This window comes from Dietzia cinnamea NBRC 102147 (assembly GCF_001571065.1).
GTDB classification, from domain to species: Bacteria; Actinomycetota; Actinomycetes; order Mycobacteriales; family Mycobacteriaceae; genus Dietzia; species Dietzia cinnamea.
The window spans coordinates 1-6,339 of record NZ_BCSW01000085.1; the positions used below are offsets into that span (position 1 = coordinate 1).

Consider the following 6,339-nt stretch of genomic DNA (forward strand, 5'->3'; position numbering starts at 1 on the left):
TCGGTCGCGGCGCACGAGGATGCGGCCGGCGGACTCCTCGAGAGCGCGGATCCGCTGGGACACCGCGGACTGGGTGATGTGCAGGTGCGCGGCGGCGGCCTCGAACGATCCGAGATCCACCACGGCGACGAGCGTGCGGAGCTGGTCCAGCTGCAGAGGGTTCATAAGTACAGCTGATGCTAGAGCAGAAACTGCAGTCGCACTACTGGTGGACGCTTGCCTAGATTGAGGGGGTGACCACCACTTCCACTCTCTTCATGGGCGCAGGCATCGGCCTCGGACTCATCGCGGCCGTCGGCGCGCAGAACGCGTATGTGCTGCAGCGCTCGATCCGCGGGGACGTGTCGATGGTGCCGATCGTCGTGTTCTGCGTGCTCTCCGAGGCGGCGCTCATCCTGCTCGGAGTAGCCGGGGTGGGTGCGCTCATCGAGACGGCGCCGGGTGCGCTCACGGTGATGACGTGGATCGGAGTGGCGTTCCTCGTGGCCTACGGGACGTTCGCGGCGGTCCGCGCGATCCGGCCGGGGGAAGGGTTGCGGGCCGACGGCTCCGGCCGCGTGCCGTCGACGATGGGGGCGGTGGCGGCGTGCGCGGCGTTCACCTGGCTCAACCCGCACGCCTATCTCGACTGCGTGGTGTTCCTCGGCACCATCGCCAACCAGCAGGGCGGGGACCTGCGGTGGGTGTTCGCAGCCGGGGCGTTCCTCGCCGGCACAGTGTGGTTCTCGCTCATCGGCTTCGGCGGCAAGGCGCTCCGCGGGTTGTTCGCCAAGCCGGGGGCGTGGCGTGTGCTCGACGGGGCGATCGCCGTGATGATGTTCGTGCTCGCGGCGGGGCTCATCCGCGGCTGATCCGCTCGCTCGCGCGCCGGGCCCGTCGCAGCCGCGCGCCGTGTGAATCCGCAGGGCCCGTCGCAGCCGCGCGCCGGCATGGCATCTCGCGCGCGCCGGCGGGCCGGCCAGACGCCATCCCGGGGAGCGGCGACGGATTCGAGCGTCCGGGCACTGGGGCGAGACGCCAGGCACGGGGGCGAGGAGCCATTCGCTGGAGCGATACGCCAGACGGGGAAGCGTGTTGGGGTGGGGAAATGGAACGGGCCCGGGACGACACTCTGGTCGCCTCCGGGCCCGTGGCCTCCTCGCCGCTGTAGGACGGCGGTAAGGGGATCAGTCCTCCTCGGCGGCCTTCGCGGCGTCCTCGGCGGCCTCGCCCTGCGGCGCGGACTCCTCGTCGGACTCGAGGTCGGACTCGGACGGCGCCTCGATGACGTTGACCAGCAGGGTCTCCGGATCGGAGACCAGGGTCGCGCCGGAGGGCAGCGTGATGTCCGCGGCGGTGAACTGGGTGCCGGCCTCGACACCGGAGAGCGAGAGTTCGAACTCCTCGGGGATGTCGGTCGCCTCGACCTCGATCTCGATGTAGTCGGCGTCGGTCGTGACCAGGGTGCCGGGGGCGGCCTCACCGGTGAGGATCACGGCGACCTCGACGACGACCTTCTCGCCCTTCTTCACCACGAGCAGGTCGGTGTGCTCGATGACGCGGGTCAGCGGGTGCACATCGATCTGCTTGGGCAGCGCGAGCTGCTCCTCACCCTCGATGTCGAGGGTGAGCAGGGAGTTGGTGCCGTGCGCACGAAGCACGGCGGCGAACTCGAGCGCGTTGAGCAGGAGGTGGCGGGGCTCGGTGTGGTGGCCGTACAGCACCGCCGGCACCTGGCCCTCACGACGGGCGCGGCGGGCGGAGCCCTTGCCGAACTCGGTGCGGGTGACGGTCTTGAGGTTGTTGATTTCCTTGGCCATGACTGCCTTTTCGTCGGAGTGGGAGAGCGTGACGCTCTACGAGTGGTACCTCCTCGGCGATCGAGACGATCGTCGAGGCCGGTCCACTGGGAACCACACCGACAATGATCGCGTCGATAACGGAGTGACCCGGGTTGATGCGGGTCCTCCCTCGCCGAGATGACCCGACCAGCCTAGCGCTGCGGGGTGCGGCGCCCAAAATCGCCCGACCCGCCGCCCCGGGTGTGGGGCGGCGGGTCGGGCGCTGTCCCGGCTAGGTGGGCCAGCAGGTGCAGTGGGTCAGCCGGGGCGGTGGGTCAGAGGATCTCCTCGACCTCCGCCGTGGGACGCGCGAGGCGGGTGCCCTTGTCGGTGACGACGAAGGGCCGCTCGATCAGTCGCGGGTGGGCGACCATCGCGGCGAGGAGCTCGTCATCCGAGGCATCGATGAGGCCGAGCTCGGTGAACTCCGCCTCCTTGACGCGGACGGCCTGCCGCACCGTGAGCGCGGCGTCGGCGATCAGTGTGCGCAGTTCCTCGACGGTGGGCGGGGTGTCGAGGTACTTGATGATCGTCGGCTCCACACCCCGCTCGCGCAGCAGCTCGAGGGCCTGCCGCGACTTGGAGCAGCGGGGGTTGTGGTAGATCGTCGCGCCCATGGTCGGCCTACGCGGAACCGTTGAACAGGCTGGTCACCGAGCCGTTCTCGAACACCTCGTGGATGGTCCGGGCCAGCAGCGGCGCGATGGACAGCACGGTGAGGTTCTCGAACCGCTTCTCCGGCGGGATGGGCAGCGTGTCGGTGGTGATGACCTCCTTGGCCCCGCAGGTGGCGAGACGCTCGGCGGCCGGGTCGGAGAAGATGCCGTGGGTGGTGGCGATGATGACATCACCGGCACCGGCGTCCTTGAGCACCTTGACGGCGCCGGCGATGGTGCCACCGGTGTCGATCATGTCGTCCATGAGGACGCAGGTCTTGCCCTCGACGTCACCGACCACGCGGTTGGACTTGACCTGGTTGGGCACGTTGGGATCGCGGGTCTTGTGGACGAACGCGAGCGGGGCGCCGTCGAGGGCGTCGGCCCACTTCTCGCCCACCTTGACGCGGCCGGCGTCGGGGGAGACCACGACGATGTTGTCCGTCCCGTAGTGCTGACGGACGTAGTCCGACAGCTGGCCCTGGGCGTGCATGTGGTCGACCGGGCCGTCGAAGAAGCCCTGGATCTGGTCGGTGTGCAGGTCGACCGTGATGATCCGGTCAGCGCCCGCGGTCTTGAGCAGATCGGCGATGAGGCGGGCCGAGATGGGCTCGCGGCCGCGGTGCTTCTTGTCCTGGCGGGCGTACGGGTAGAACGGCAGAACCGCGGTGATGCGCTTGGCGCTGCCGCGCTTGAGCGCGTCGATCATGATGAGCTGCTCCATGATCCACTTGTTCAGCGGAGCCGGGGCGCTCTGCATCACGAAGGCGTCGCAGCCTCGGACGGACTCCTCGAAACGGACGAAGATCTCGCCGTTCGCGAAGTCACGGGCGGTCTGGGGGGTGACCTCGACGCCGAGTTCCGCGGCCACCTGATCGGAGAGTTCGGGGTGTGCGCGCCCCGCGAAAAACATCAGGTTCTTCTGGTTGGCGATCCAGTCGCTCACTGTGTGAGTCCGTCCTTCTGGGAGTCGTTCCGGGCACGACGGGCAGCCTCTGCCGAACCGGAATCCGGCCGGTTCTTGATCACCCAGTCGTCGATGTTCCTCTGCCGTCCTCCGGACACCGCGAGGGCACCCGGCGGGACGTCGTCCTTGATCACGGTACCCGCGCCCGAATAGGCCCCGTCTCCGACGGTCACCGGTGCGACGAACATGGTGTCGGAACCGGTGCGGCAGTGATCGCCGATCACTGTACGGTTCTTGTTCACCCCGTCGTAATTGACGAACACACTCGACGCCCCGATGTTGGTGTGCTCACCGATGGTCGCGTCACCGACGTAGGTCAGGTGCGGCACCTTGGTGTTGGCGCCGATCGTAGACTTCTTGACCTCGACGAACGTGCCGATCCTGGTGTTGGCGCCGAGGTCCGCCCCGGGCCGCAGATACGCGAACGGGCCCACCTCGGCACCATCCCCGACTGTGGCGCTCACCGCATGTGAACGCACGACCGAGGCCCCCTCGCCGACGGTCGTGTCCTGCAGGGTGGTGTCTGGGCCGATGGTCGCGCCGTCGTGGACGACGGTCGCGCCCGCGAGGTGGGCACCGGGAAGGATCGTCACATCGCGGCCGATCTCCACGCCCACGTCGAGCCACGTACTGGACGGGTCGACGATGGTCGCCCCGGCGCGCATGGCCGACTCGCACAGCCGGCGGTTCATCTCGCTGGCCAGGGCGGCCAGCTGCACACGGTCGTTGACGCCCGCCACGAGGTCCGCGTCCTCGACGCGGTGCCCGCGGATGAGTCCGTTGGCCTGCCGGGCCAACTGGATGACGTCGGTGAGGTACAGCTCGCCCTGCGAGTTGTCGGTGCTCAGCTGCCCGAGCTTGTCCCGCAGGACCTGCGCGTCGAACGCGTAGATGCCGGAGTTGACCTCGTTGATCGCCCTCTCGTCTTCCGAGGCGTCCTTGTGCTCGACGATCCTGAGCACCTCGCCGTCGTCGTTCCTCACGATGCGGCCGTACCCCGTGGGGTCGGGCGCCGTCGACGTCAGGACGGTGACCGCCGCCCGCGGCCGCATGTCGTGGCGGCTCACCACCTCGCGCAACGTCTCGCTATCGAGCAGCGGGATGTCGGAGGTGGTCACGAGGACCGTGCCGGAGAAGTCGGCGGGCAACCCCGACATCCCGGCCGCGACCGCGTCACCGGTGCCCTTCTGCTCCTCCTGGACGGCGGTGGAGACCGGCACACCGAGCTCGGATGACAACTCGTCCACCGCGGCGGAGACCTGCTCGCGTTGATGGCCCACCACCACGACGATCGCGTCCGGCTCGATCCCCGCCGCGGCGTGCAGGGCGTGACCGAGCATGGTCCGCCCGCACACGCGGTGCAGCATCTTGGGGGTGGCGCTCTTCATCCTGGTGCCGGAGCCGGCGGCCAGGACGATGACCGCGGTCTGGGTGCGATCGGTCTGCGGTGTCGTCATCAAATCTCCTCGGGCGTGGCAGCGCCCTGTGGGGGATGGGCGGCTGCGCAACATATGTGCAACCGCCGACAGTGTTGGACGTTCGCGTCTGAGGATAGAGGGTCACTCCGACGATCCGGACCGTCTCGCAGCCGAGTAGCCTGCCCCGGGTGTCAGTTCTGAGGCGCCAGCTCGCCGATACCCGGCCGTTGAGGCAGCCAGACTTCCGCAGACTGTGGCTCGCCAACATCGTCACGGTCATCGGCGCGCAGCTGTCCCTCGTCGCGGTGCCGCAGCAGGTCTTCGAGATCACCCGCAGCTCGGCGTACGTGGGGCTCACCGGCGTGTTCGCGCTCGTGCCGCTCATCGTGTTCGGCCTGTGGGGCGGGGCGCTGGCCGACGCGTTCGACCGGCGCACGCTGCTCATGATCACCACCACCGGCCTCATCGCGACCGCTGCGCTGTTCTGGCTGCAGGCCGCTGCCGGGAACCAGAACGTGTGGCTGGTGATGGGGCTGCTCGCCGTACAGCAGGCGTTCTTCGCGGTCAACCAGCCCACCCGGTCGGCGATCATCCCGAGACTCGTCCCGTCCGACCAACTCGCCTCCGCCTCCGCGCTCAACATGACCGTCATGCAGTTCGGCGCGATCGTCGGACCGCTCTCGGCGGGCATCCTCATCCCGGTGCTCGGGCTGGAGTCGCTGTATCTCCTGGACTCGGTGGCGCTCCTGGTGACGCTGTACGCCGTCTACCGGCTCCCACCCCAGCCGGTGGCGGGGGAGCGGCCCTCGGTCGGGCTGCGGTCGGTGATCGACGGGTTCGCCTACCTGGCCACCCGCCGCATCCTGCTGGCCTCGTTCCTCGTGGACATCATCGCCATGGTCTTCGGCATGCCTCGGGCGCTCTTCCCACAGATCGCCACCGAGTCCTTCGGTGACCCCCCGACCGGCGGGACCGCGCTCGGGCTCCTGTTCGCCGCGATGAGCGTCGGCGCCGTGTTGGGCGGCGTCTTCTCCGGCTGGATCCCGCGTGTGCGACGGCAGGGCCTGGCGGTATTGGTGTGCGTGGCGCTGTGGGGTCTGGCGATGGTCGCGTTCGGCGTGTTCGTCGCTGCGGTCTCACCCGAGGGCTCGGCCTGGTGGCTGTGGCTGGCGCTCGCGGCCCTCGCGTTCGGCGGTGCCGTGGACATGGTCTCGGCCGCGTTCCGTCAGGCCATCCTGCTCGAGTCGGCCACAGACGAGATGCGTGGGCGCCTGCAGGGCGTGTTCATCGTCGTGGTGGCCGGCGGCCCCCGCATCGGCGACGTCGCCCACGGCGTGGCGGCGGCGTCGGTGGGCACCGCGGTCGCGGCGGCCGGCGGCGGCGTGCTCGTCGTGGTCGGCGTGGTGATCTGCGCGGTCGCGTTCCCGGCGTTCCTGCGCTACACCGTCCGCAGCGCGGTCGAGCGGGGTGCGAAGGGC

At 69.4% G+C, this 6,339-nt stretch carries 7 protein-coding genes; 2 read left to right on the forward strand and 5 right to left on the reverse strand.

All coding sequences use genetic code 11. From position 1 onward, the window contains the following. Positions 1-165, reverse strand: a 165-nt coding sequence (locus DCI01S_RS15605) for a LysR family transcriptional regulator (RefSeq protein ID WP_156482637.1), incomplete at its 3' end; no start/stop codon positions are given. Between the two features lie 68 nt (positions 166-233). On the opposite strand from DCI01S_RS15605, the gene DCI01S_RS15610 reads away from it, so the two are divergent. Further along, on the forward strand, positions 234-851 hold the full coding sequence (locus DCI01S_RS15610) for a LysE/ArgO family amino acid transporter (RefSeq protein ID WP_061230074.1): 618 nt from the start codon (positions 234-236) through the stop codon (positions 849-851). A 315-nt stretch (positions 852-1,166) separates the two neighbouring features. Here DCI01S_RS15610 and DCI01S_RS15615 read toward each other — a convergent pair whose 3' ends face one another. The 4 genes from DCI01S_RS15615 to glmU all read right to left on the reverse strand — a co-directional run bounded on the left by DCI01S_RS15615 (position 1,167) and on the right by glmU (position 4,900). Beyond that, positions 1,167-1,799 (reverse strand): 50S ribosomal protein L25/general stress protein Ctc, encoded by a 633-nt coding sequence (locus tag DCI01S_RS15615; protein WP_061230075.1) that lies wholly within the window; start codon positions 1,797-1,799, stop codon positions 1,167-1,169. 296 nt (positions 1,800-2,095) lie between these two features. Continuing rightward, positions 2,096-2,437, reverse strand: coding sequence for an arsenate reductase (glutaredoxin) (gene arsC / locus DCI01S_RS15620; protein ID WP_061230076.1), 342 nt, complete (start codon positions 2,435-2,437; stop codon positions 2,096-2,098). A gap of 7 nt (positions 2,438-2,444) precedes the next feature. After that, entirely contained in the window at positions 2,445-3,422 is a 978-nt protein-coding gene (locus DCI01S_RS15625; protein WP_061230077.1) for a ribose-phosphate diphosphokinase, read from the reverse strand. Then, positions 3,419-4,900, reverse strand: a complete 1,482-nt coding sequence (glmU, locus tag DCI01S_RS15630) for a bifunctional UDP-N-acetylglucosamine diphosphorylase/glucosamine-1-phosphate N-acetyltransferase GlmU (RefSeq protein WP_061230078.1) — start codon at positions 4,898-4,900, stop codon at positions 3,419-3,421. Before glmU ends, DCI01S_RS15625 begins: the two co-directional genes overlap by 4 nt. A 158-nt stretch (positions 4,901-5,058) precedes the next feature. On the opposite strand from glmU, the gene DCI01S_RS15635 reads away from it, so the two are divergent. Then, positions 5,059-6,339, forward strand: a 1,281-nt coding sequence (locus DCI01S_RS15635; protein ID WP_082767878.1) for an MFS transporter, incomplete at its 3' end; no start/stop codon positions are given.

Excerpts from the sequence above, each read along its gene's own strand:
- DCI01S_RS15615 (WP_061230075.1), bottom strand. The coding sequence starts at position 1,799 with ATGGCCAAGGAAATCAACAACCTCAAGACCGTCACCCGCACCGAGTTC.
- glmU (WP_061230078.1), bottom strand. The coding sequence starts at position 4,900 with ATGACGACACCGCAGACCGATCGCACCCAGACCGCGGTCATCGTCCTG.
- arsC (WP_061230076.1), bottom strand. The coding sequence starts at position 2,437 with ATGGGCGCGACGATCTACCACAACCCCCGCTGCTCCAAGTCGCGGCAG.